The organism is Anaerotruncus colihominis (assembly GCF_010206195.1).
GTDB classification, from domain to species: domain Bacteria; phylum Bacillota; class Clostridia; order Oscillospirales; family Ruminococcaceae; genus Anaerotruncus; species Anaerotruncus colihominis_A.
On the sequence record NZ_VIQT01000021.1, the window covers coordinates 80,137 to 103,943 of the forward strand.

Genomic DNA, 23,807 nt, shown 5'->3' on the forward strand with positions numbered 1-23,807 from the left:
CAAATCCGCCTGTTGCCGGCAGCATTCCCCATCACCTCACACGATCCAGTATGTAATACTGCTGCCCGCCCTGCACGCGCAGCAAGGCAACCCTTTCACCGGGCGCAAGCCCCATCAGCACTTCAAACGTTTTTTTCCCCTCATACGCGTGCCTGTGCCCTTCCGCTTCCTCTGTCTCGTGCCGCACCTGCATCTCAACTGAAAAATTGCTTACGAGTGAAGAAAGCGCAAGCTGCGCAGGACCGAGCACGAGCTTTTCATCTACCTGCACCTGCAAGGGAGCGACGCCCAGCACTGTGCCATAGCACAGCGAACTGGGCTTCTGTCCTTCCACCGCACCGATCGCCAGCCGGCGCAGAGCGGCGGCGAGGTCCGTTTCGTTATACATTGATCTCCCCTCCCCTAAGCGTCAAATCCATCGTATGAAACTGCGTGTCAAATTTGTGGCTGACCTTTTCAACCACCATATAATTGCTCACCGTGACATCCCCCAGCTTCATGCGCACGACCACAGACGAACCGCCGCGCACACGCACGTCGCCAAGCGCCCCCTTGACCGTCAGGCTGCGGGCCGTGCGGTTATAAAGCTGGAGCAGCGCCGCCGCTTTTGCCTCGGCGTTCTCATCCTTCTGAACCTTCTCAAAGTATTGCAGCACGCCCCACCGTTCAATGTTTCCGGCGTCACGCGCGCCGGTGACCTCGCGCCGGCCGGCGTCCTGATTGTCATAGACCAGACTGATCTGATTGTATGTATCAGAATCGATGCTGGCCGTGTAATTGTAACCGGACGCCGTCTGCGCGTCGACGAGCAAGTCAAGCTTCATGTTTTCGATGTCGCGCAGCGTCAGCTTGCCGCATTCATCATAGAGGACAAACAGCCGTCCCGTGTTCTGGAGCGTCAGATCGAGCGCCGACAGGATGATGTCAAACAGCGACCGGTTGTCCTCCACACGGTTGCCGATCACCCACTTTGTGTCCTCCAGCACCCCTTTTTGAAGCATATAGTCGTCTGCGATCATCTCCACGACCTGTGTTGCCGTCAGGTTTTCATAAATATAAATGTCCTTGTTTTTCAGGTAGCGCAGCTGATCATACGCCGTCATTTTGACCTGGCCGTCCTGATCGTACTGCCGTGAGAACAAAAAACCGGAAAAAACCTCCGTCCCATCGACGGTCAGTTGTACGCGGTTGCCCTCCTCCACTTTAAGCGCGCTGTCGTCGATGGCAGTAAACGTAAGCTTTCCGGGCGCGCCGCGCCGTTCCAGATTGAGTGAAACCGCCCCTTCGACCGCCGGCTCATAGTAAAGGCCGCCGTTGCGAATCAACAGCTTTACATCCATAGCGCCGCCCCCTTTAAGCCGCGGGCAGCTTGAGGACCTGTCCCGGATAAATCGTATATTTCGGGTTGCCCGTACCCTCGTTGCCCTTATCTATAACGGATTGATTGAGGCGATATACCTCCGGATAGCGGCTGCCGTCCCCAAGATACCGCTGCGCGATGTTCCACAGGCAGTCGCCTGCAACCACCGTGTGCGTCCCCGCCGATGGCGGATTGTCGCCCGGCCGGGGCGCGCCGCTGTCCGGCGGGGTCAGCAAATCGTCCGGCACCGGGATGGTCTTGGTTCCATACGGCCGGTATTCCTTCAGCTTTAAGCCAGCTATCACGTCAAACCCCTCGCCCGCGTCCTCCTTGAGCGTGTAGTCCTCCAACGAAACCCGGATATTTGTATCGAACAGCATCCGTCCGCCCGGCAATGTACGTGTAATGATCAGCCGAAACGGCTTTCTTCTTTCCTTGAGCGTCTCAAGCCGGTCGATGTACGACGCCGCGTCATCATCGCGCGCAAACGGATAGGATGTCTGCGGCAGCCGCATATCAAACGACAGTTCCATCAGTCCGGGCGTCTTGAGCACATTGATCTCGTCGCCGTTGATGAGGCTGTAGGTCTTGTTTTGATTTCCGATCTGCGCTTGCAGCCTGCCGGGCGTCACCGGCAATTGTACGCCATCCAGGTAAAATGTATACGGCATTTATGCATACACCCCTTCCACACCCATTGCCGTGCCGCTGTTGATGGCCTCTACCATGCGGTGCGTCAGCGTCTCGGCATCCAGATATGACGCCACGTTCTGCGTTACGCCGCCCATATCTACACGGATTTCCGTCGTTGTAAAACGGTTGATCGCCTCCTGCTCCGCAAGGTCGCGCATCCATTCCAGCTCCTCGTTGTTCAGATCCAATGAATCCGCTGACGCCGCCGTGTTATCGGCGATTGTTTCAAGCACCTCTCCGTACGGGTCCTCCAAATCACCAGGCCCATTGCCTGAACCGTTTGCCCCGTTACCGCCCTGTCCCTTCAGGTCAATGCCCGACGGCAGATAGCTGTTCGCCTGTGCGTTGGCATTGGCCTGGTTGCGCGCCGCTTCAATTTCGCTCTGGCGCTTCGCCGCGTTTATCAGTTCCTCCGCCTTCATTTTATCCAGCGTCCGTTCCCGCTCGGCCCTCCGGTTTTCAGCTTCCTCTGCCGCTGCATTGAGCAGCTCATTGCGTTTCTGCTTCTCTGCTTCGTTTTTCAGCATTTCTTCCGTGCCAAACGTCACATGCTGGATTGTATCAATTGATACGCCTGGAATTTTATTTAACGCTCCGATAAACTTATTAATAATGTCAATCGCGCCGTTGATCATCCCTTGCAGAATCATCAGAATATTAGCCTTCATGTCGCCCGCTGTGTTTTGCAGATTCACAGCCATTGTCAACCACTTCAGCGCCATCTTGTCCATCAAATTCATAACCCAAAAAACGCCTGTAAAAAACGCAATTTTAATTACTCCCCAAACAGATAACAGCACATTTTTTACCATCAGCCATGCAACCTGTATCCCGCCGACGGACTGTATCCACGCGTAAATCAGAGTGATTACAATGCCAATAGCAGTTGCAATCATCAGGATTGGATTTGATTTCAATGCAGCGAATAAATCTTTGAACGCTCCGCTTGCCAACCATGATTTCGCCTCCATAATGCTGGAAAGAATCGTGTATGCTTGAAACGCCGCTACAACGCCAAAGATCACCGGAATCAAAATCTCCGCGTGCTGCGCAAGCCCGCTAATCGCCCCCAAAACCGGCTGTAGCGCCATCAGCAATTCATCTGTCGCCGCCGTCCACACGCGCGCCCAGGTAATCGGCGTCCCGCCGAACTGCGCGTTGATCTCGTCAGACGAGGCAAGCATCGCGTTTTTAAACAGCTCCGCCGTAAGCCCGCCGCTGGCAACCAGCTTATCAAGCTCGGCCTGACCGATTCCAAACGCGTTTGACAACAGCGTGCCGATTTGAGGAATCCGCGCCTCAAGCTCGGAGAACATGTCCGCTTTGATGACGCCCGCCCCCATTGCGTTCGTCAGTTTCCCCATGACCGCCGCCTGATCCTGCTGATCCGTGCCGCCTGCGACAAACTGCTTGTTCATCAGCTCCGTAAATACGACCGCCTCCTGATTCGAGGAGAACGCGCCGCCCGCCGAGGCGCTCAGCGCGCCGGCAGTCTTTACCACCTCCGAATAGGCCGTCGCGGAATTCTGTGCGGCTGTGAACAGCATCCCTTGAAGCTGATCCGCGGTCTGCAAGCCGTCGTTCATCTGCGCAATATATGCGTTCGTCCGCGCCGTTTGGTCGGCAAGCTCCGTGGTTTTCTTGATAATCCCCCCGATCTTTTCCGCATTTTTTTTTAAAGTATCCCATTGCTTTGCCGCGCCGTCCTGTCCGCCCTCGCCCGAACCGCCGCCGGAACCGCCACCGGAATCGCCGCCTGAATCGCCGCCCGACCCGCCGTCTGAATCGCCGTCTGAATCGCCGCCTGAGCCGCCGGATTGACCGCCGATTCGGTTCAGCCGTCTTTCAAGCTCGCCGGCCAGCGCGGCCAGACGTTCATACGACGATTCGGCGGCGGACAGATCCGCTTGCTGCGCAACCCGTTCAAGCGAAGCTGCGATGCCGTCAAGCTTCGCTTGAAACGCCGCTGCCGCCGATGTGTCAAACGCACGGTCCGCCGCATCGCGGATCTTCAAAAAGCCCTGCGCCACAAGCGCCTGCGCATTTTGTATCACACCTAAAGCCGGGCTCATCGCGTCAATCAATTGTACTGTCGTTACAATCGTCGCCGTATGCATCCCCTCCCCTCTGAAAAATCGTGTTCAGCGTTTCTTGCTTCTCAGCCTCTCGGCTTCCTTTTTATCAGCCGCCGCCTTTTTGCGGATGGCCGCGATCACAAACGCCTTTTCGCGCGCTGTCATATCCAGGAACCGGGAGGGCGGCCAGTGAAACTTATGCAGGCAGTAATACGCCACATTCGCCTCCCCGTCGCCCTCCTCAATCAGTTTTTTGCCTGTTCGGCCAGCTCCTCAATCGGCGTGAAGCCACAGACCTCCTGCGCCTTCTGAAAATAGTTGGCCGATTCTCCCGAGGTCAGCATCGCCTTGAGCAGCGCCTCGGCGCCCATCACGCCGTAGCTGTCCTGCAAGCCCTTGTCGTTGAGATTTGGGAACACCGTGCATCCCGCAGCCATTGCCGCCAGATACCCGTTTGAATCAAACTCCTGCCGGAACTGGCTGCTCTTGCCCGGCACCTGCACCATCCGCGTAAAACGCCTGCGCAGCGCCTCGTCTTCCTCGCTCATCAGCGGCCGCAGCTCCCACAGCATGGGCTTTCCGTCCTCATCCACAAAGCGGCGCGACGCCGCAAACCTGATATTTTCGGGCTTTACCGCGTTCTGCGCCAAAAAGGCGCTGAGTCCTCCCGCCATCTTCATCCGTCCTTTCTCTTACTGCATACCTTCCAGCACTGTAAATTTCTCCGGGATTTCAAAGTCCTCAAAGGTGAAATCCATTTCCTCATCAAGATACTCCGCGTCCGCGTCGAACTTGGCCAGGATACCGCCGTCCACATTGCAGTCGCGCAGAATCACCGTCTGCCGTCCCGAAGCGGAAGTTGCATCCTCGTTTGTGATCTGGATGTCGAAATAGACATCCGCCCCCGTCTGCTTGTAGCGGTACAGCAGCTCCCTGAACAGCGATGTATTGTAATGGAACGTTGCGCTGCCGGTGCCCTTCCAGCCGGCCGCTTTATTGCCGCGGCCGGGTTTTCCAAGGATCGGCACCTCGCTTTTGATCTTCTCAACCTTTGCCTCCAGGTTGATTGCCTGCATAAAGCAGTATCTATTACCGTCAATCGTGACATAGCATTCCGCCAAAGCCGCGCTGACAGTATCCTTCGCATGCATAATCGGCCTGTCAATCATCTGTCATCCTCCTTTTTAAGCAACAACACAAACCATATAAAGCTGCTCCATCGCGTTTACCGGCGTGACGCGGTCCGTCACAACGACCGATTTTTTCGTATCGCCCGCCTCCACCGTCACATCGTCCGGTTCAAACGCCTGAATGGCGCGCAATGTCTGCAACTGCTGGTGGTGGCGCACAACATCGTTCCACAGCGAAACGCGTCCGGCCGCATCGTTCGGCACCTGGCCGTTATATTTCGTATTGAACAGCGCGGCGATATCGTTACCGATCTGGTCGAGCACCCGAATCGTCTGATTGCTGCCAAAATCAGACGACCGCTCCTCTGTTGCTGAAACGAACGTGTTGATATCGGTCAGCACGCGCGTCTCGTCGCCGGCCCGATGCAGCAGGAACCCGCCGGATTGAACGCCTTGCTCAAGCTGCGCCTGTGTGTACTGCGTGTCGATCTCGAATTCGCCGTCATAGACGCGGTTTGTCAGGCTTCTGTTGACCGCACAGCCCGCCTGCGCGCCCGTCACCCACCAGACCGCCGACGTATCGTCCGCCGCGCCCGTCAGTCCGTTTTCGACTGAAATAACGCCCTCATAATCGGCCTGTCCATACTGGTGCAGCACCGTCTGGAACTTCACGCCTGATTCGTCGCGCATACGCTTTGTAAACGCTGTAAACAGCGCTTTGACCGCGGGCTTGTCCGACAGGCATCCGAGCGCGTGGAACGTATACGGCTCAATCTGATCCAGAAATGTCTGGTACGCCGCGTCGCTGGACGCTCCGTCTGTCCCACCCGTCAGATTCGCGCCGGCCGTCGCCGCAAGCGCCGCCTCGGCCTGAAAACGCACAAACGCGTTGTCACGCAGCTCCGTTGCCGTTTTCACCGTCTGAAGATCGACGCGCGTATCGTCCATCCAGGTTGAAACATCGTAAACCGGCGTTTCCTCTGTGGAAGCCTCGGCCGCCTCGATCACAATGCGCAGGCTGTTTCCACGCGCGCCGGCGTACAATGCGGTCGCAAAGTCGTTTTTCGCGTGTTCCCCACCGGTATTCAGCCGGTAAAAATAACCCTTCCTGATATTCCGGAACAGATCGCGTAGCCCTTTGAGCTTTTCATGCGTGTATGGGTAGCCGAACAGCTCCAGCGAACGCTTTTCAAATTCCTCCGGCAGGACAGCAAACACCGCACCCTCCGGCCCCCAGTCAAGCTCCGCCGGCATCGCCGCAATCCCACGGTCTGACAGCGCGGCCGACGCCCGCGGCGCCGATACGAAATTGATGTATGTTCCCGGCAGAATTTTGTTCATGGTTGTAAACGTGCCGCCTCCAAGCGCCATACAAATCACCCTTTCATAAATGTTTCAATTGCGGCGTCCGCCTGTTTTTGCGTATACGCCTTTCCATCCTCCAGCAGCGCCTCCAGCAAATCCCTCCGCCCCCGGTACCGCATGAATGTCACAAGCTGCGCCTTGCTGTGCAGCGGTTCGCCCGTCGCCGCGGCGCCGGAGGCTTCCCTGTTTCTTTTCGTCCCCAAGCCGATCCCCCTTTCATCCGTTCTTATCAGCTCTGCTCTGTCCGTGTACACGCCTCAAAACAATCCCGGAACCTGCCTGAATCGATACGCTTTCAGCATTTTTTACAGGCGCCGGTTTTTCAAGCATACACCCGAATCAATCAGACGTCTGCACACACTTCAGATCCTCCATCACAGGAATTTCCCGCCCGGCCGATACCAATCCTTCATACCGCACAAAAAAATGCAGCAGGCCATACGCCGCCTCGCACCGCATCCCACAGCCGCGCAGACACGTGCCGTCCGGCAGAGGCAGCAGGCCAAGAGCCGAGAACAACGTATCAGCCGCTTCGCGCATCTGTACCGCGCTTGTAAAGCGGCCGCGCACCTCAAATACAACCGCGCGCTGACCGCGGCCGTTCGGTCCCGGTTTCTGCGAGGCCTGTGACAGCATCACCGCTAGGCAAGGCGGTTCCATCTGTTCCGTTTCATCGCCGACCGCGCATGTCTCATCGAACGCCTCCTTGAGCACGCTGTGGATTGCCCTTGCCCATTCATCGATTGTCCCCATTCGCACCTCCGTTCCTGTCCTTTTTATAGGACATGTAATCCTGTATCATATAACTACAAAATATTTTCGAAGTGATTAACGCTACATTTTGTTTCTTCCCTGTATAGCTTCCTGCATCATCCATCTTCACTTCGAAACATTTCGTTGCCCTAATCGTACCATTATTTTTTCCGTTTGTCAACAGTTTGTTTCTAAAAACTATAAAACCACTAGAAAAAACAGCAATAACGAAACATTTTGTTACCAAACTTGCATATGCAACAAATAGTTGCTATAATGCAGGTGAGGTGGCTGCCATGACAAATCTCAAAGCACTGCGCGAGTCCAAGGGCGTCTCGCAGCAGACCGTCGCCAACTGCCTGGGGATCACCCGCCAGGCATACGGCAACTATGAAACCGGAAAGCGCCAGGCCGATTATGATACGCTGCTGCGCCTCGCGGCATTTTTTGGCGTGTCGGTCGACGCGCTTCTGCAGCCGGACCCGCCGGCGCAAACCAAAGAGCTTGCCTTTGACGATTTTACCTATGCCATGTATGAGGAAGGCAAGCAGTTGACAGAAGAAAACAAACAAAAGCTGCTTGAGATGGCAAAATTTTTCAAGCAGCAGCAGGAAAAAGAGAAGGGGTCGCCTTGAACAAAGCCCTCAGCCTCTATCGCGAGCTGCATGAAGCGGGCGTGTCCTGTTTCTCCTGGACGCTCGGTTCCGAAAAAGCCGCGACCATCGAACTCAAGGGCGCCTATGCCCTGTTCGTCGATTTTGACAACATCACATCCGCAGCCGAGGAAGCGGCTGTAATCGCGCATGAATACGGCCACATTGCAACCGGGACGACGCACCGCGTCTGCAGCCCCTATGACCTTGTGGAACGTCACGAGCACCGCGCCAACAAATGGGCGATCGAAAAGCTGCTCCCGCGCGACGAGCTGTACGCGCTTTACGCTGACGGCCTGACACAGCCCTGGGAAATCGCGGAACACGCCGCGCTGCCCGAGGACTTTGTGCGCCGCGCGATGGCCTATTACCACGAGCAGGACGCCGCGCGCCTGTGAGCGCACAAACCTTTATGCGCTGTGGGCGCGCCGCGATAGCAGGCAAAATTGGCGGTTCATGCAGTTTTTGCATGGCAAAAAAGGGACTGTCCGCGGGAGAAGCAACATAAGGAAGTGGCCTCTCCCACACTTTTTGTAGCCAGCCGAATGTGATTGATATGAATGCAGTTTGAAATTGTCCAATTCCCCTGTCACAAATCCAACTTACACCAGTCTAATCTTATTAGGAGGTGTCTTTAATGAGCACAAAAGAAAATCAAGAACTGCTTACATTGATTGAACAGGCTATCGCCGGGGACAAGTCTGCACTGGAAACAGTGCTGGCAGATATGCAGGATTTAGTATTCAATCTATCCCTGCGTATGCTGGGTACATTCCACGATGCAGAGGATGCATCCCAGGACATTCTTCTGAAGGTAATGACCCATCTATCTTCCTTCAAAGGGGACAGCGCCTTCACCACCTGGGTATTCCGTATTGCGGTGAACCATCTCAAGGACTACAAGAAGCATCTGTTCGCCCAGTTTCCCCTGAGCTTTGAGTTTTACGGGGATGATATCCGAAACGGAAAAACGCAGGATGTGCCCGACCTGACCCAAAATGTAGAGAAGGCGCTCCTGGCCGAGGAATTAAAGCTCTCCTGCACGAACGTCATGCTGCAATGTCTGGACCCGGAGAGCCGGTGTATCTTCATTCTGGGTACGATGTTTCAGGTTGACAGCCGGATTGCCGGGGACATCCTGGGTATCACCCCGGAAGCCTATCGCCAGCGGCTTTCCAGGGTGCGGAAAAAGATGGCTGAGTTCCTTTTAGAATACTGCGGTGAGTATGGGCAGGGCGCCTGCCATTGCGCCGGCCGGGTGAACTATGCGATACAAAATCGCCGGATCGCCCCTGACCGGCTGGACTTTACCACCGCCAAGCCAAGCGATACCGCCGTGGAGGTAACTGCGGCCATGGAGGAGATTGACGGCTACTCCCAGCAATTCTCGTTCTGCCGGACGTACCAGTCTACGGAGCGGCTAAAGCAGATGATTCGGGACTTTCTGAATGGTCCGGCCTTTTCCACGGTTGCGCAAGCATAGGGGGCGGAGAGATGAATACACAAATAATTTTGGACTATCTGACCAAACTGAGCGCCAACAATAACCGGGAATGGTATCACGCACATAAGGCCGCGTACCAGGAGGCCAACGCGCAGTTTGAGGAGCTGATACAGGCTCTGCTCCTTCAAATCGGGGAATTTGACGGCAGTATTCTCGGCCACGCGCCCAAGGAGCTGACCTTTAAGCTGGTTCGGGACACCAGATTCAGTCATGATAAATCTCCCTACACCCCCGCGTTCCGGGCGCACATCTCGTCCATGGGAAAACTGCCCATCCCAGTGGGCTACTACCTGATGCTCAAGCCGGGCGGCCAATCTTTCCTGGGCGGCGGCCTGTTCGCTGATATGTTCAAGGATGCCACCCGGATGGTGCGGGATTATATCTCGGAGCATGGCGGCGAGTGGGAGACGATCATCACCGCCCCGTCTTTCAAGGAGTATTTTACCGTGAACGGTGCGGCCCTGAAAAATGTCCCGGCTGGATACGAAAAGGAACATCCCCAGGCCGAATATCTGAAGTATAAGAGCTGGTACCTGGAATATCCGCTCCAAGATGAAGAGCTTGCAGACGGCGGTCTGTTCCTGCCCAAAGCGGTGGATATCTTCCACCGAATGAAACCGTTCAACGACTATTTGAACAAGGCCCTTTCAGAATTTAAAATGCCAATGAGATAAGCGGCAGGATATTGCGGCGCATTAACCCACGCTTTGCAAGGGCTATTGCGGCTATCCCGGAGATGGAAGCCAGTTTGGAGGCAGCCACAGGCAGGCCGCTGGCCTGCAACGGTTCATTGCGCGGGCTATATGGGCAACACGGCTGACGGAGTTAACGCCTGAGACCACCCACAAGTTTATTGACAAAATTGCGATGTCCAAGCCCGGCAAGATAGACGGCAAGCGGCGTCAATGGGCGGATATTTACTACAACGCCATCGGCCTGCGGGCAGCGCTGGAGCCGGAAACGCTGGAACAGGAATATGCGGCCTGCTATCAGTCCACGCAAAAGCGCAGGAAAAAGACGGCGTAGCAACCGCCACGCCGTCCTGATTGAACGATTTTCATTTGTGGGAACCGCCGCGAGGCCACTTTCATAGGAAAGTGGCCCCGCGGCGGCTTCTTTTTTTAATAAAAGAAAGCGGGCTTTTTGCCGGACGGCCCACCTTCACTTTATAACTTTTATGTTCCGTATACATCCGTATACTCCGCCTGTTCCCTGCCTGCACAGCGCGCCGCCGTCAACCGCACGGATGCCGCCTGCGCGAACGTTTGATCGCGCAGGTGAAAAACAGAAATCTGCTGCTTGAGCTGACCGGCGCGGGTGTGCAGCTCCTGGCTGGCGGCAGCACTCTGTTGCGCAGTCGCAGAATTTGTCTGAATAACAGCGGAAATCTGGTCGACGCCGATGCTGATCTGATGCAGGGCGCCCGCCTGATCTTCCGAATCCGTTGCAATGGAGTCGACATAGCCAGTGGAGCTACGGGCCTGTTCTACAGCTGTATTCAATGCCTGCGCCGTATCCTCCGCAAGCGCCACCCCCTGTTCCACCGCCTGGGCGGACTGTTGGATCAGCAGCGTTGTCTGCTTGGACGCCTCCGAGCTTTTATTTGCCAGATTGCGCACCTCGTCGGCGACCACAGCAAAACCCTTGCCCGCAGCTCCGGCCCGGGCGGCCTCCACAGCAGCGTTCAGCGCAAGAATATTGGTCTGGAACGCAATATCGTCAATCGTCTTGATAATATTGCTGATCGCCTCGGACGCCTCGGTGATATCCCGCATGGACTGCTGCATTTCCCGCATCTTCTCATCGCCAAGCTCAAGGGCATCGGCCGCCTGGCTTGTCAGCGCGCGGGCCTGTCCCGCATTTTTTGCAATCTCGGCCATCCGGTGCGTCAATTCCTGAACCGTCGCCGCCAGCTCCTGAACCGAGCTGGCCTGCTGAGTGGCTCCCTGCGCCAATGCCTGTGCGCCATCTGACACCTGTTCAGAATGTGCGGATACCTGCGCCGCTACATCATCGATACCCCTGATGGTCTTGTTCATGGAATCAAGGATAATCTGGAGCGATTGCCGGATCGGCTTAAAATCACCGATATAATCACAATCCATACTTAAACCCATATTCCCCTTTGACATCTCCTCCAAATGAAACGAGATATCATCTATATATTTTTTCAATTCACTCTTTGTTTTATGGATCGCATCCACCAGCATCCCAATCTCGGAACTGTCCGCTTCCAGCCTGAACACTGTGGAAAGATTCCCCCTGGACAGCTCCAGCATTTCATCCCTGATGTGGAGCACAGGACGAATCACCTTCCTTTTCACAATACAGACCTGAACCGCCTGGATAGCGACCGACAGCAGCAGAAAGACGTACACCATCCATTTGATCAGCATGCACATTACGCTCAGCTTTTGTACCTCACCGGCGGCCCGGATATCCAATACCTCTAAAAATTTTGTCTTGAGCTGGCTGATCTGCTGAATCGCAGTCATGTATTTTTCGCCGAATACATAGGTCTGCGCTTCCTGTATACGGCCTGCGGCAGCGGCAGCCATCGCCTTTTCCTCCAGCGGCACCAGATCATTCGACAGAGTGGACATCTCGGAAATCATCGCCTCCTCGTCCTCCGTGATGCCAATCTCCCGCAAATTGGCGACACCGATTTCCCGATTTTTCAGCTCGTTAACCTCTGTCATATAAGCGTCATAATACGTCTGATCCGCAGTAGCGGCATAGGCGCGCACAGCATTGGTGAGATTGGCCGAGCCGTTCATAAATCGGTTTGCATTATAAGTGAGGTTAAAACGGTCAGTATTCGCCTTTTCAATCTGCTTATTAAAATTTACAAACAAAAAAACAGAAGCTGCCACTCCCACCAGCAGGAGAATGGAGACTGTATTCAAAATTGCTACCAGGACAGATTGCTTCATCGCTTTCTTCATGACTGCTTCTCCTTCAGATATCCGGCCAAAACGGCGCCGTACCGATCACGGGCCGAAAAAGGCGTTATTTGTATCATATCCGGTTTGTACTGCGCGCAAAGGTCTACATCTTTCAACATATTCTCCAGGCAGACCAAACCATTTTGCCGCCGGAACATAAGTCCTTTCTTGATTTTTTTGAGCTATTTCAATAGTAGGTATTCATTCCCCCTGTTTTTGTTATAGATTTAAATAATTTCCATGTTTTCCCTCCATTATAAATAATCAGCGGCTTATATACAACACTGCACCAACAAAATCCATAAAAATCACAAACTTTAAATAGATTTTTTATAGATTGCGTTCCACAATCTATAAAAAATCCGCCAGCCGCGCCGTCCCCGGCGCGGGGCCGTTTGATTGAAATACGCCCTTCCCACGGTTCGCGGCACAGCCTGTATAAACGCAGCGCCTGCCCCTCTGTTCGCGGCGCAGCCTGTGTAAATGCAACGCCTGCCCCTCTGTTCGCGGCGCAGCCTGTATAAACGCAGCGCCTGCCCCACTGTTTGCGGCACAGCCTGTATAAACGCAGCGCCTGCCCCTCTGTTCGCGGCGCAGCCTGTGTAAATGCAACGCCTGCCCCTCTGTTCGCGGCGCAGCCTGTATAAACGCAGCGCCTGCCCCACTGTTTGCGGCACAGCCGGCTAAAGTTTTTTGGCATACCTTTTTTTCAAAAAAGGTATGAAGTTTTTTGCCGAGCTTTTTTTCAAAAAAGCGGGAGATTGACGCAGCGGACAATGATTGATAAAATAGGAAGCATTGATCTGAATAGGAGGCATGAGCATGAATCAGTCTATCGCGCAGCGCGTGACCGGTATACTATCCCTGGTGTCCGGCGCGGCCGCGCTCTTTACAGCAGGCGTGACTGTACTTGGCGACCGCCTGTTTGCCCATTTCTTTTTCCCGCATGAAATCGCCGCCAGTTCCATCGGCGTCATCGGCGGCGCGGATGGTCCCACAGCCATTTTTGTCACCACGTGGATCGACCCTAGTCTTATCCTGATCTGCTGGTCCGTACTGTTCGCGCTGCTTTCCGCTGGTGGATTCGCTGCGTATTGCCTCATGAAAATGAAGCACAGCTCTAATAACCAATAGTGTTTTTATCATAAAATTTTACGAATAGGAATTAACATCATGGATTGTACCGCGCTTCTCTCCAAGGAATTCAACATCGCACCGCCGCTTGTTGAAAATATCATCGCCCTGATTGACGAGGGCAATACCATCCCCTTCATCGCCCGCTACCGCAAGGAGCGCACCGGCTCGTGTGACGACCAAACCCTGCGCGCATTCGCCGACCGGCTGGCATATCTGCGCGGCCTGCAAAAGCGGCGCGAGGAGGTTTTATCCGCCATCGACGAACAGGGCAAGCTGACCGACGCGCTCGCCGCCGATATCGCCGCGGCTGAAACGCTCGCGCGGCTGGAGGATATTTACCGCCCCTATAAGCAGAAGCGCCGCACGCGTGCGACTGTCGCGCGCGAACGCGGGCTGGAGCCGCTCGCGCAATTGCTTCTCGCCCAGGATCAGACGTCCGGCAGCGTCGAGGCGCTTGCCGCGCCGTATGCCGGCGCCGAAAAGGATGTGCCCACAGCGGCGGACGCGATCGCCGGCGCGTGCGATATCATCGCCGAGCAGATTTCCGACAGCGCCGAGGGCCGCGCACGCCTGCGCGACTATTATTGGCGCAACGCGCGCCTGTGCAGCGTGGCCGCGGACCCGGACAAGGAGTCTGTTTATACCATGTATTATGAATACGCGGAGCCGGTTGCAAAAGCGCCGAGCCACCGCGTGCTCGCCGTCAACCGCGGCGAGAGCGAGGGCGTGCTCAAGGTGTCCGTCGATGTGGACGCCGACTATGCGACCGGCCTGTTGGCGGGCTTGTTCGTCAAAAAGGGGAGCATTACAACCGAAACGGTCCTGTCGGCCGTCGCCGACGCATACAAACGCCTGATCCACCCGTCGCTCGAGCGCGAGCTGCGTGCAGAGCTGACCGACGCCGCCAACGAACAGGCGATCAAAAATTTCGGCGTCAACCTCAAGGCGCTTTTGATGCAGCCGCCCATCAAGGGCAAGACTGTGCTGGCCATCGACCCGGCCTACCGCACCGGCTGCAAAATCGCCGTCGTGGACCCAACCGGAAAGGTGCTCGACACAGCGGTCGTCTATCCCACCCCGCCGCAGAACAAGGTCGCCGAAGCAAAGCGCGCGCTTGGCGCGCTTATCAAAAAACACGGCGTCCAGGTGCTTTCCATTGGCAACGGGACAGCCTCCAAGGAAAGCGAGCTGTTCGCAGCCGAGCTCATCCGCGAGCTTGACTGCGGCCTTTCCTATATGATGGTCAATGAGGCGGGCGCGTCTGTCTATTCGGCGTCAAAGCTGGGGGCCGAGGAGTTCCCCGAATACGACGTGTCCCTGCGCAGCGCCGTGTCAATTGCGCGGCGGCTCCAGGACCCGCTGGCGGAGCTTGTCAAGATCGATCCGAAATCTGTGGGCGTCGGCCAGTACCAGCACGATATGCCGCAGAAGCGCCTTGACGAAACGCTGACCGGCGTGGTGGAGGACTGCGTCAACAGCGTCGGAGTCGACCTGAACACCGCATCCGCCCCCCTACTCGGCTACGTGGCGGGGCTGTCGTCGGCCGTTGCAAAAAACGTCGTCGCCTTCCGCGAGGAAAACGGGGCGTTTACATCGCGCGCGCAGTTAAAGAAGGTACCGAAGCTCGGCCCAAAGGCATTCGAGCAGTGCGCCGGTTTTCTGCGCATCCCGCGCGCAAAGAACGTGCTCGACGAAACAGGCGTCCATCCCGAATCGTATGACGCCGCCAAAAAGCTGCTCGAGCGGTTCGGCTATACACTTGACGACGTGGCGGCCAAGTGCCTGGACGATTTGACGGCGCGTGTGAAGCAGGCCGGTGAAACCGCCGTGGCGGACGCGTGCGGCGTCGGCGTGCCGACGCTGCGGGACATCGTCTGTGACCTGTGCAAACCCGGCCGCGACCTGCGCGACGAGCTGCCGCCGCCGATGCTGCGCAGCGACATCATGGATCTCAAGGATTTAAAACCCGGCATGGAGCTGCGCGGCACCGTGCGCAATGTCATTGATTTCGGCGTCTTTGTCGATATCGGCGTCCATCAGGACGGGCTTGTCCATATCTCGCAGATCACAAACCGCTATATCCGCCATCCAAGCGAGGTGCTGCGTGTCGGCGACATTGTCACGGTCTGGGTGCTGTCGGTCGATGTGCCGAAAAAGCGCATCTCCCTGACGATGAAAAAGCCGAAGGACGCGGTTTGCTGACAGGGGGCGCGCTATGAACATCCTTCTGACCGCTGTGAACGCGCGCTACAGCCATACCAACCTGGCGGTGCGTTATTTGCAGAACGCGCTGATGCAGGCGGGCATTGTGTCGGAGATCGCGGAGTATACCATCAACGAACCGGTGCGCGCCATCCTTGCGGATATCGCGCGCCGCGCTCCTGATCTGCTGCTGTTCTCCTGTTATATCTGGAACATCGATTATATCCGCCGCATTGGCGCGGATTTTCGTCTACTGAATCCCGGCGCGGCCATCGTGCTCGGCGGGCCGGAGGTGTCGTTTGACGCACAGGCGCAGCTTGACGCGGCGCCCTGGGCCAACGCGGTCATCAGCGGCGAGGGCGAGCCAGTGATCGCGGAGATTGTGCGCATGAAAAAGCCGCGCGGCGTCTTTGCCGCGCGGTCCTTTGCCGATCTGAACGCCCTGCCGTTTCCCTACGGCGATCTCTGCGCCCTTTCAAACCGTGTGCTTTATTACGAATCGACGCGCGGCTGCCCATATGGATGCAGCTATTGCCTCTCATCCGCGGACAGAACAGTCCGCACGCGCGCGCTGCCGCTCGTCTTTGACGACCTGCGGCGCTTTCTTGACGCGCGCGCCATGCAGGTCAAATTTGTCGACCGCACCTTCAATCTGGACGCAGCGCGCGCCGAGGCGGTCTGGCGCTTTCTCATCGAACACGACAACGGCGTCACCAGCTTTCAGATGGAGCTTGGCGGCGACCTTTTGACGCCTGATCAGCTCGAACTGCTGCGCACGGCACGACCCGGCCTTTTTCAGTTCGAAATCGGTGTGCAGAGCACGTGCGTGCGCACGCTGGAGGAAATCTGCCGTAAAACAGACCTCGCGCGCCTGGCTGAAAATCTTCACGCGCTGCGGGACGCGGGCAATATCCCCCTGCACCTTGATCTGATCGCCGGCTTGCCGCTCGAGGGCTTCTCACGTTTCGCGCAGTCCTTTAACGATGTGTTCGCACTGCGCCCACATCAATTGCAGCTCGGCTTTCTAAAGCTGCTGCGCGGCTCCGCTCTGTACGCCGAGCGCGCACAGTATGGCCTCGTGCATAGCGAAGCGCCGCCGTATGAGATCCTGCGCACGCCGCAGCTTTCCTTTTTAGAGCTTGCGCGGCTGAAAATTGTTGAGGACATGACGGAGGTCTATTATAACAGCGGCCGCTTTTCCCATACGCTTTCCTATGCGCTCGCCCTGTGCCCGTCGCCGTTTGACGGGCTGCTCGCGCTGGGCGAAGCAGCGCCCGCGCGCAGCGTCAGCAAATATGAGCGGTACGACCTGCTGTATGATTTCTGCGTCGCCCGGGGCGGCGACCCCGCAGTCTGCCGCTGGCTTTTAAAATACGATTTGTGCCTGCATGAGCGCCCGCGCCGCCTGCCGGTATGCTGCCCCGAGACGGCGCCCGCCGCGCGGCGTGCCGTGCGTCCGGGAACAAATACGCATGTTGAGCTGTTCCCCTTCGACGTGACGGACCCGGCGCGCGCGCCGGGCGAAACGGCGCTTCTGTTCGATTACATGCGGCGCGATTTAAACGGACGCGCGCGCACCGAACGCATCCGGCTATAGCGTCTCGCCCGACAGCTCGATTTCATCAAGCGTCAGCTCATACGCCGGGAGAAACGTCTTTAAAAACTCGCCGGCCGCCGGCAGGCCGAGCGCGCGCAGCGCCTCGAGCTGGGCGTGCTTGGCGCTTTCAAAGTCGCGGTTCCCAGAACGTTCCTCCTCGATGCATTTGACGAGCGCCGACAGCTTGTCGGCCGCCTTCACAATGCGCAACACCTGCTCGTCCCGCTCGAAAAAGCTCGGCCGGTACGCCGCAGCCAGCGTATCGGGCAGCGCGGCCAAAAGCCGTTCAGCGGCCGCGCGTTCCACCTGCTTATAGCTGTCGCGGATGGCGGCGCTATCGTATTTGACAGGCGTGGGAAGATCTCCGGTCAAAATTTCGGCGCAGTCGTGGTAAAGCGCGCAGAACACCGGGCGCGCCGGGTCAATGCCGGACAAAAGCGCCAGCGCGTGCGCGAAATAAGCGACCTCCAGCGTGTGCTCGCTCAGGTTTTCCTGGCGCACATTGCGCATCAACCCCCACCGGGCGATGTATTTCATACGCGACAGCATCGCGAAAAAGCCGTGTGTTTTCATATCCGTTCCCCCTTTTTATGCAGTCAATTATAGCAAATCGCGCACTGAATGAAAAGAAGCGCGCCGGGGCAAAATTTCCCTGTACTGGCCGCGCGATCTTTTAAAACAGGAATTTGGTGGTATAATAACCGCAAAGCGGTTATTATACCGGGTTATGGCCAGGGCGATACGCGGGCGTTGCCCGCTGCCGCCCCGATGGCCAATTATACCATGCCGCTTCGCGAACATGGTATAATATGCGCAGGGCAAACGGCTGCGCCGTTTGCGGCCGCCATCCGGCGGCTACCGCTGCAAAACAGCGGGCTGCGCATGTTACACCACAGCCAAAACCAGCTCTGCTGGTTTAGCTGCCGCTTTGCGGCAGCCAAGCCCGAAAGGGCTTGCCGCTGTGGTATAATAACCGCAAAGCGGTTATTATACTGGGTTATGCCCAACGGCTCGCCGCTTACGCGGCAACCGCCTTTTGATGGGCAATTATACCATGCCGCTTCGCGGACATGGTATAATAACCGCAAAGCGGTTATTATACCGGGTTATGGCCAGGGCGATACGCGGACGCTGCCCGCTGCCGCCCTCATGGCCGATTATACCATGCCGCTTCGCGGACATGGTATAATAACCGCAAAGCGGTTATTATACCAGCTTATGCCCAACGGCTCGCCGCTTACGCGGGACCGGCGGTCCGGTATCATCCGATTTAAAACGATACCCATCCGCTTTATGGACAAGGAGAGATCGATGTTGCTTGTTTCACTGGAACAGAATAAAGGCGCGTGCCGCCGGGCGTTCTTGATCGCGCTGATCACGGCCGCGTTCATCTTCATACCCTTCATCATCTGGGACAAGGGGTACTTCTTTTTTTACGGAGATTTTAACGTCCAGCAGATCCCTTTCTATAAGCTCGCGCACGAGGCGGCGCGCAGCGGCGATCTGTTCTGGAACTGGTATACCGATCTCGGCGCGAACTTCATCGGTTCATACAGCTTTTATCTGCTCGGCAGCCCGTTTTTCTGGCTGACGCTGCCTTTTCCGACAGAATTTGTCCCGCACCTGATCGGCCCTCTGCTGATCCTCAAGCACGCCTGCGCGGCAGCGGCCGGCACACTCTATTTCAAGCGGTTTGTCGCCCCGCGTTCCTATGCGGTTTTCGGCGGTCTGCTCTATGCGTTCAGCGGTTTTACCGTTTACAATATTTTTTTCAATCACTTTCATGAAGCGATTATCTTTTTCCCGCTTCTTCTGGTCGGGCTTGAGGAGCTGATGGTCAACAACCGGCGCGGCGTGTTTGCGCTGGCTGTCGCAATCAACGCGTTTGTCAACTACTGGTTTTTCATCGGCGAGGTTGTCTTTGTCCTGATCTATTTTGCCTTCCGCGCCGCGTCGCCCGACTGGCATGTGACCTGGAAGCGTTTTTTCTGGACCGCTTTCGAATCGGTCGTCGGCCTGCTTTTGGCCATGGCGCTTTTTCTGCCGTCGGTGCTGGCAATCCTCGGCAACCCACGCACTGGCGCGAGCGAAACGCTCAACGGCTGGAATTTCTGGCTTTACTGGCATAATCAGCTCTATCCGGCCATTGTCAGCAGCGCGTTTTTCCCGCCGGACCTGCCAAGCCGGCCCAACCTGTTTCCGGACCGCGGCGCAAAATGGGCGTCGCTTTCCGCCTGGCTGCCGTTTATCAGCATGAGCGGCGTAATCGCCTATGTCCAGTCAAAGCGCGACTGGCTGCGCCGCATCCTTCTGTTCTGTCTCTTGGCCGCTTTGGTGCCGGGGCTGAACAGCATGTTTATCCTTTTTAATTCCTCCTACTATGCGCGCTGGTTCTATATGCCCGTCCTTTTGATGGCGCTGGCCACCGTGCAGGCGCTGCGCAGCCGGTCAATCGATCTGGCGCGCGGAATTCGCTGGACCTTTATTTTTACCGCCGGCGTGACAATCATCCTCGGCCTGACGCCGACACTCCAGTCGGACGGTTCGGTCAAATTCTGCCTTGCAAAATATCCCGACCGCTTTGCTGCCACTGCGGCGATCGCCCTGCTTGGATTGGGCGCGCTCTGGCTGATCGTTAAGCGCCTGCGCGATACGCCAAAGCTCTTTATGCGCGTTATGACAGCCGCCTGCTGCTTTGTCAGCGTCGTCTATTCAATTACCTTCATCGCCATGGGCAAAACGCATTCCGACGATACCGATTTTATCCGTGATATCGCGCTTGACGGCCGCTACCAATTGGAGCTGCCGGACGACGCCTTTGCGCGCTCCGATATTTATAAGGGCATGGACAACCTGGGGATGTACTGGCACCTGCCGAATATTCAGGCGTTTCACAGTATCATCCCTGTTTCAACCATGGAATTTTATCCGAAGGTCGGCGTCAAGCGCGACGTCTCCTCCAAGCCGGAAACACAGTATTACCAGCTTCGCCCCCTCCTGTCTGTGCGTTGGCTCTTTGTTTCAGAGAACAGCGACGAACAGGACGTGATGCCCGGCTATGAGCTGCAATCGACACAGCTTGGCTACAATGTTTATGAAAACCAGTATTTTATACCGATGGGCTTTACATTCGATTACTATATCACGGTGCGCGACCTTGAACAGATCCCGGAGGACGACCGCGCGGCGGTCCTGCTGCGGGCGCTCGTGCTCAAGGATGAAGCAGCCGCCCGCCACAACGATCTGTTGGAACGGATGCCCGAAAGCTACTACAGCAATCTGGGCGAGGATGAATATGATTCCGACTGTGAAAACCGCCGCGCGACAGCCGGCTACTCGTTTGAAATCGACAACCGCGGCTTTACCTCCAAAATCAATCTGCCGCGTGAAAATCTCGTCTTTTATTCTGTCCCCTACGACGAAGGCTGGTCCGCTACCGTCAACGGCGTCCCCGCTGAAATTGAAAAGGTCGATCTCGGTTTCATGGCGGTGCGCGCGCCTGCCGGCGACAATACCATCCGGTTCACCTACACGACACCGGGGCTCTATCCCGGTCTTGCCGTCAGCGCCGGTGCACTGATCATCCTGATTATCTATCTGCTGCTCTACAAAAAATACGGCGGCGTGAAAGGCCCCACTGAACCATATTCCGCGCACAGCGATTTTGACCGCCTCGACGGCAAGGAGCAGGAACCGCCCGCCGAATGGCTTGAAAACGATCAGCGCGGCGAACCGGACGGCGACGGGCTGCTGACGCCGCCCGCCGAATGGTTTGACGAACCGCAGCCGCCCGCCGGACCGGACGACGGGCCCAAGGAGGAACCCAAATGAACGAGACGCTTTATCTTGTGATCCCCTGCTATAACGAACAGGAGGTCCTGCCTGAAACGGCGTGCCGGCTTGATGAAAAGCTCAGCGGCATGATCGCGGCAGGAATCGTTTCGCCGGACAGCCGCGTGTTGTTTGTCGACGACGGCAGCCGCGACACGACCTGGGAGATCATCACGCGCCTGCACAGCGAAAACCCTCGCTTTTCAGGGCTGAAGCTGTCGCACAACCAGGGCCATCAAAACGCGCTTGTAGCGGGCTTGATGGAGGCGAAGCGGTTCTGTGACATCGCAATTTCACTCGACGCCGATTTGCAGGACGACGTGGACGCGATCGACCGGTTCGTCGCGGAGTACCAGGCAGGTAGCGACATCGTTTATGGCGTGCGTTCGTCCCGCAAAACAGATACGGTCTTCAAGCGGTCGACGGCGGTCGGATACTACCGGTTTCTGCGCTGGATGGGCGTCGAAATTGTGGAAAACCACGCCGATTACCGCCTGATGAGCCGCCGCGCGCTCGACGCGCTCGCCCAATACAGCGAGGTCAACCTGTTTTTGCGCGGCATTGTGCCGCTGATCGGCTTTCGCACGTCGGTCGTTGCCTACGAGCGCCATGAGCGGTTTGCGGGCGAATCGAAATACCCGCTCAAAAAGATGCTCGCCTTTGCTATCGACGGCATCACCTCTTTCTCCGTCAAGCCAATCCGCCTAATCACCGCCCTGGGTGTCATTATCTTTGCAGCCAGCGGGCTGTGCCTGCTCTGGCTGCTTATCACAAAGCTGTTTGGCTACACCGTGACCGGCTGGACTACGCTCATGGGATCCATCTGGGCGCTCGGCGGCATCCAGCTTTTGTGCCTTGGAATCCTCGGTGAATATATCGGCAAGATTTATAAGGAGGTCAAGCGCCGGCCAAAATATATTGCCGATGTGTTTTTAAACGACCAGTCATCATAAGAAAATGGCCGTCCCGCAGCAGCGGGACGGCCATTTTTATTTATTAAATACCTCACATGCGCCCGCCTTTACCGCGCAAGCAGATCGCGCACTGCACGGGAGGCCATCAGCATCCCCGCCGCGGGCGGTACAAACGCGATGCTTCCGGGGGCGTGGCGGCCGTGCTCACTGGGACAGACCGATTTGGACGGCTCCTCCGTGGAAAAAACAACCGCCTGCCGCCCAATACCGCGCCGCCGCAGCTCGCGGCGCATCACGCGCGCGAGCCCGCAGCCGCAGCCGGCCGTGTCGGTGATATCACCGGTACGCAGCGCCGACGGGTCGAGCCGGTTGCCGGTACCCAGGCACATGAGAAGCGGCACGCCTTGGGCCGCGCACGCACCGGCCAAATGCAGCTTGGCCGTAACGGTGTCGATTGCGTCGATCACATAATCGGGCTGCCAGTCAAACAAAAAAGCGCTGTTATCAGGCAGATAAAATTGCCCGGCGGGCGTGAAATCGCCGTCCGGGCGGATGGCGCGCAGACGCAGCAAAGCGGCCTGCGTCTTGGGCATCCCAATGACTGGCCGCGTGGCAACAAGCTGTCGATTCAGGTTTGTTTCATCCACTGTGTCATGGTCGATCAGCAGAAGATGCCCAACACCTGCGCGGCAGAGCGCCTCGGCCGCGGCCGACCCGACGCCGCCAAGCCCCAACACGGCCACACGCGCCCGATCCAGCCGGCCGACGCCATCCTCGCCGATCAGCAACGCCGTCCGCTTTTGCCAATTCTGCATACCGTCACCACCCCGAAACCTGGCCGCGCCGCATCGCGCCAAAAATACGTTTTGTTATGCCTGGATGATCTTTTTCCATATTGTATAAAAACTCCTTCGTCCATTGGCGCTCTGTACATCCATCCACCGGACAGGCGCTTTTGACGACCGGCAGGCCCGCACGGTTGACGGCGTTGCGGATTTCGCGTTCCGTGGCGAACACAAGCGGCCGGACCATCGTCAGGTCCTTACGCGACAGATACGTCACCGGAGAAAAACAGCCGATCCGCCCTTCATTAAACAGATTCATCAAAAACGTCTCGACTGCGTCATTATAATGGTGTCCAAGCGCGATCTTGTTGCAGCCGCTTTCCTTGGCCGTATCATGCAGCAGTCCCCGGCGCATACGCGCGCAAAGGCTGCACGGATTTGATTCGTTTCGCTCGTCAAAGATGATGCGTCCAATATCCGTGCGTTTTAATATATATTCGACCCCGAGCCGCTCACACAGCGCGGCGACCGGACCGTAATCCGTCTCGACGCCGCCGAACTGGTTGTCCAGCGTAATCGCCTTGAGCGTAAAGGCAATCCCAATAAACCGCCGCACGCCTGCCAATCCGGCCAGCAGCGCAACCGAATCCTTCCCGCCGGACACCCCGACGGCGACCGTGTCTCCATCCGCGATCATACCGTACTCTGTCACAGCGCGGCGGATATATCCCATAATTTCCTGCATAAGTACTCCCTTTCTGTGGCGCGTGCGACCTGTGCGCAGGCCGCTCACCGCCGGCCGCTGCGCTTGCCCGGCCGGCTATTCGGGGCTCTCCGGCGGCTATAGCCGCCGGGCGCTGGGG

At 56.9% G+C, this 23,807-nt stretch carries 23 protein-coding genes and 1 pseudogene; 10 read left to right on the forward strand and 14 right to left on the reverse strand.

The window, feature by feature from the left end; all coding sequences use genetic code 11:
* Window positions 1-31: 31 nt before the first annotated feature.
* The 10 genes from FMM72_RS14680 to FMM72_RS14725 all read right to left on the reverse strand — a co-directional run bounded on the left by FMM72_RS14680 (window position 32) and on the right by FMM72_RS14725 (window position 7,376).
* Window positions 32-388: a DUF2577 domain-containing protein gene (locus tag FMM72_RS14680; protein WP_162221857.1), complete on the reverse strand. Its 357-nt coding sequence runs from the start codon at window positions 386-388 to the stop codon at window positions 32-34.
* Entirely contained in the window at window positions 381-1,340 is a 960-nt protein-coding gene (locus FMM72_RS14685; RefSeq protein WP_160210846.1) for an XkdQ/YqbQ family protein, read from the reverse strand. The genes FMM72_RS14680 and FMM72_RS14685 overlap by 8 nt, the downstream gene beginning before the upstream one ends.
* A 13-nt stretch (window positions 1,341-1,353) precedes the next feature.
* Window positions 1,354-2,031 (reverse strand): LysM peptidoglycan-binding domain-containing protein, encoded by a 678-nt coding sequence (locus FMM72_RS14690; protein WP_162221858.1) that lies wholly within the window; start codon window positions 2,029-2,031, stop codon window positions 1,354-1,356.
* Complete coding sequence (locus FMM72_RS14695) at window positions 2,032-4,170, reverse strand: tape measure protein (protein ID WP_162221859.1); 2,139 nt, start codon at window positions 4,168-4,170, stop codon at window positions 2,032-2,034.
* Between the two features lie 24 nt (window positions 4,171-4,194).
* Window positions 4,195-4,347 (reverse strand): hypothetical protein, encoded by a 153-nt coding sequence (locus FMM72_RS14700; RefSeq protein ID WP_243151732.1) that lies wholly within the window; start codon window positions 4,345-4,347, stop codon window positions 4,195-4,197.
* Window positions 4,348-4,373: 26 nt separating this feature from the next.
* Window positions 4,374-4,808: a phage tail assembly chaperone gene (locus tag FMM72_RS14705; protein ID WP_160210843.1), complete on the reverse strand. Its 435-nt coding sequence runs from the start codon at window positions 4,806-4,808 to the stop codon at window positions 4,374-4,376.
* A 12-nt stretch (window positions 4,809-4,820) separates the two neighbouring features.
* Window positions 4,821-5,297, reverse strand: coding sequence for a phage tail tube protein (locus FMM72_RS14710; RefSeq protein ID WP_160210842.1), 477 nt, complete (start codon window positions 5,295-5,297; stop codon window positions 4,821-4,823).
* 15 nt (window positions 5,298-5,312) lie between these two features.
* Window positions 5,313-6,629: a phage tail sheath family protein gene (locus FMM72_RS14715; RefSeq protein ID WP_162221860.1), complete on the reverse strand. Its 1,317-nt coding sequence runs from the start codon at window positions 6,627-6,629 to the stop codon at window positions 5,313-5,315.
* A gap of 5 nt (window positions 6,630-6,634) precedes the next feature.
* Window positions 6,635-6,826 carry a hypothetical protein gene (locus FMM72_RS14720; RefSeq protein WP_162221861.1) on the reverse strand — a complete coding sequence of 64 codons (192 nt, stop codon included), beginning with the start codon at window positions 6,824-6,826 and terminating at the stop codon, window positions 6,635-6,637.
* Between the two features lie 136 nt (window positions 6,827-6,962).
* Window positions 6,963-7,376 carry a phage tail terminator family protein gene (locus FMM72_RS14725; RefSeq protein ID WP_160210839.1) on the reverse strand — a complete coding sequence of 138 codons (414 nt, stop codon included), beginning with the start codon at window positions 7,374-7,376 and terminating at the stop codon, window positions 6,963-6,965.
* Window positions 7,377-7,672: 296 nt separating this feature from the next.
* Between FMM72_RS14725 and FMM72_RS14730 the strand changes: the two genes are divergently transcribed.
* The 5 genes and pseudogenes from FMM72_RS14730 to FMM72_RS14750 all read left to right on the forward strand — a co-directional run.
* A complete protein-coding gene (locus FMM72_RS14730; protein WP_160210838.1) occupies window positions 7,673-8,011 on the forward strand; it encodes a helix-turn-helix domain-containing protein in 339 nt (112 codons plus the stop codon).
* Window positions 8,008-8,427, forward strand: a complete 420-nt coding sequence (locus FMM72_RS14735) for an ImmA/IrrE family metallo-endopeptidase (RefSeq protein ID WP_160210837.1) — start codon at window positions 8,008-8,010, stop codon at window positions 8,425-8,427. The genes FMM72_RS14730 and FMM72_RS14735 overlap by 4 nt, the downstream gene beginning before the upstream one ends.
* A gap of 239 nt (window positions 8,428-8,666) precedes the next feature.
* Window positions 8,667-9,512 (forward strand): RNA polymerase sigma factor, encoded by an 846-nt coding sequence (locus FMM72_RS14740; RefSeq protein WP_162221862.1) that lies wholly within the window; start codon window positions 8,667-8,669, stop codon window positions 9,510-9,512.
* A gap of 11 nt (window positions 9,513-9,523) precedes the next feature.
* Window positions 9,524-10,207 (forward strand): DUF2461 domain-containing protein, encoded by a 684-nt coding sequence (locus FMM72_RS14745; RefSeq protein ID WP_162221863.1) that lies wholly within the window; start codon window positions 9,524-9,526, stop codon window positions 10,205-10,207.
* Between the two features lie 97 nt (window positions 10,208-10,304).
* Window positions 10,305-10,559: pseudogene (locus tag FMM72_RS14750) on the forward strand (DUF4368 domain-containing protein); the annotation flags it as partial.
* A 149-nt stretch (window positions 10,560-10,708) separates the two neighbouring features.
* Here FMM72_RS14750 and FMM72_RS14755 read toward each other — a convergent pair.
* Complete coding sequence (locus FMM72_RS14755) at window positions 10,709-12,478, reverse strand: methyl-accepting chemotaxis protein (protein ID WP_162221864.1); 1,770 nt, start codon at window positions 12,476-12,478, stop codon at window positions 10,709-10,711.
* 822 nt (window positions 12,479-13,300) lie between these two features.
* Between FMM72_RS14755 and FMM72_RS14760 the strand changes: the two genes are divergently transcribed.
* From FMM72_RS14760 to FMM72_RS14770, 3 genes are read left to right on the forward strand one after another with little or no spacing between them, the layout of a single operon-like run.
* Entirely contained in the window at window positions 13,301-13,612 is a 312-nt protein-coding gene (locus tag FMM72_RS14760; protein ID WP_180322940.1) for a sodium ion-translocating decarboxylase subunit beta, read from the forward strand.
* A gap of 39 nt (window positions 13,613-13,651) precedes the next feature.
* Window positions 13,652-15,817 (forward strand): Tex family protein, encoded by a 2,166-nt coding sequence (locus FMM72_RS14765; RefSeq protein WP_162221865.1) that lies wholly within the window; start codon window positions 13,652-13,654, stop codon window positions 15,815-15,817.
* Window positions 15,818-15,830: 13 nt separating this feature from the next.
* On the forward strand, window positions 15,831-17,414 hold the full coding sequence (locus FMM72_RS14770; protein WP_162221866.1) for a B12-binding domain-containing radical SAM protein: 1,584 nt from the start codon (window positions 15,831-15,833) through the stop codon (window positions 17,412-17,414).
* Here the strand turns inward: FMM72_RS14770 and yfbR are convergent.
* Window positions 17,409-17,987 (reverse strand): 5'-deoxynucleotidase, encoded by a 579-nt coding sequence (gene yfbR / locus FMM72_RS14775; protein ID WP_160210830.1) that lies wholly within the window; start codon window positions 17,985-17,987, stop codon window positions 17,409-17,411. The genes FMM72_RS14770 and yfbR overlap by 6 nt on opposite strands.
* A gap of 738 nt (window positions 17,988-18,725) precedes the next feature.
* On the opposite strand from yfbR, the gene FMM72_RS14780 reads away from it, so the two are divergent.
* Together FMM72_RS14780 and FMM72_RS14785 are read left to right on the forward strand one after the other, a co-directional pair.
* Window positions 18,726-21,245, forward strand: coding sequence for a YfhO family protein (locus tag FMM72_RS14780; RefSeq protein WP_243157839.1), 2,520 nt, complete (start codon window positions 18,726-18,728; stop codon window positions 21,243-21,245).
* Window positions 21,242-22,198 (forward strand): glycosyltransferase family 2 protein, encoded by a 957-nt coding sequence (locus FMM72_RS14785; protein ID WP_162221868.1) that lies wholly within the window; start codon window positions 21,242-21,244, stop codon window positions 22,196-22,198. Before FMM72_RS14780 ends, FMM72_RS14785 begins: the two co-directional genes overlap by 4 nt.
* Window positions 22,199-22,266: 68 nt before the next feature.
* Here the strand turns inward: FMM72_RS14785 and FMM72_RS14790 are convergent, their stop codons facing one another.
* Both FMM72_RS14790 and FMM72_RS14795 read right to left on the reverse strand, forming a co-directional pair.
* Window positions 22,267-22,974, reverse strand: a complete 708-nt coding sequence (locus tag FMM72_RS14790; protein WP_160210828.1) for a tRNA threonylcarbamoyladenosine dehydratase — start codon at window positions 22,972-22,974, stop codon at window positions 22,267-22,269.
* A gap of 4 nt (window positions 22,975-22,978) precedes the next feature.
* Complete coding sequence (locus FMM72_RS14795) at window positions 22,979-23,689, reverse strand: tRNA 2-thiocytidine biosynthesis TtcA family protein (protein ID WP_162221869.1); 711 nt, start codon at window positions 23,687-23,689, stop codon at window positions 22,979-22,981.
* Window positions 23,690-23,807: the final 118 nt, after the last annotated feature.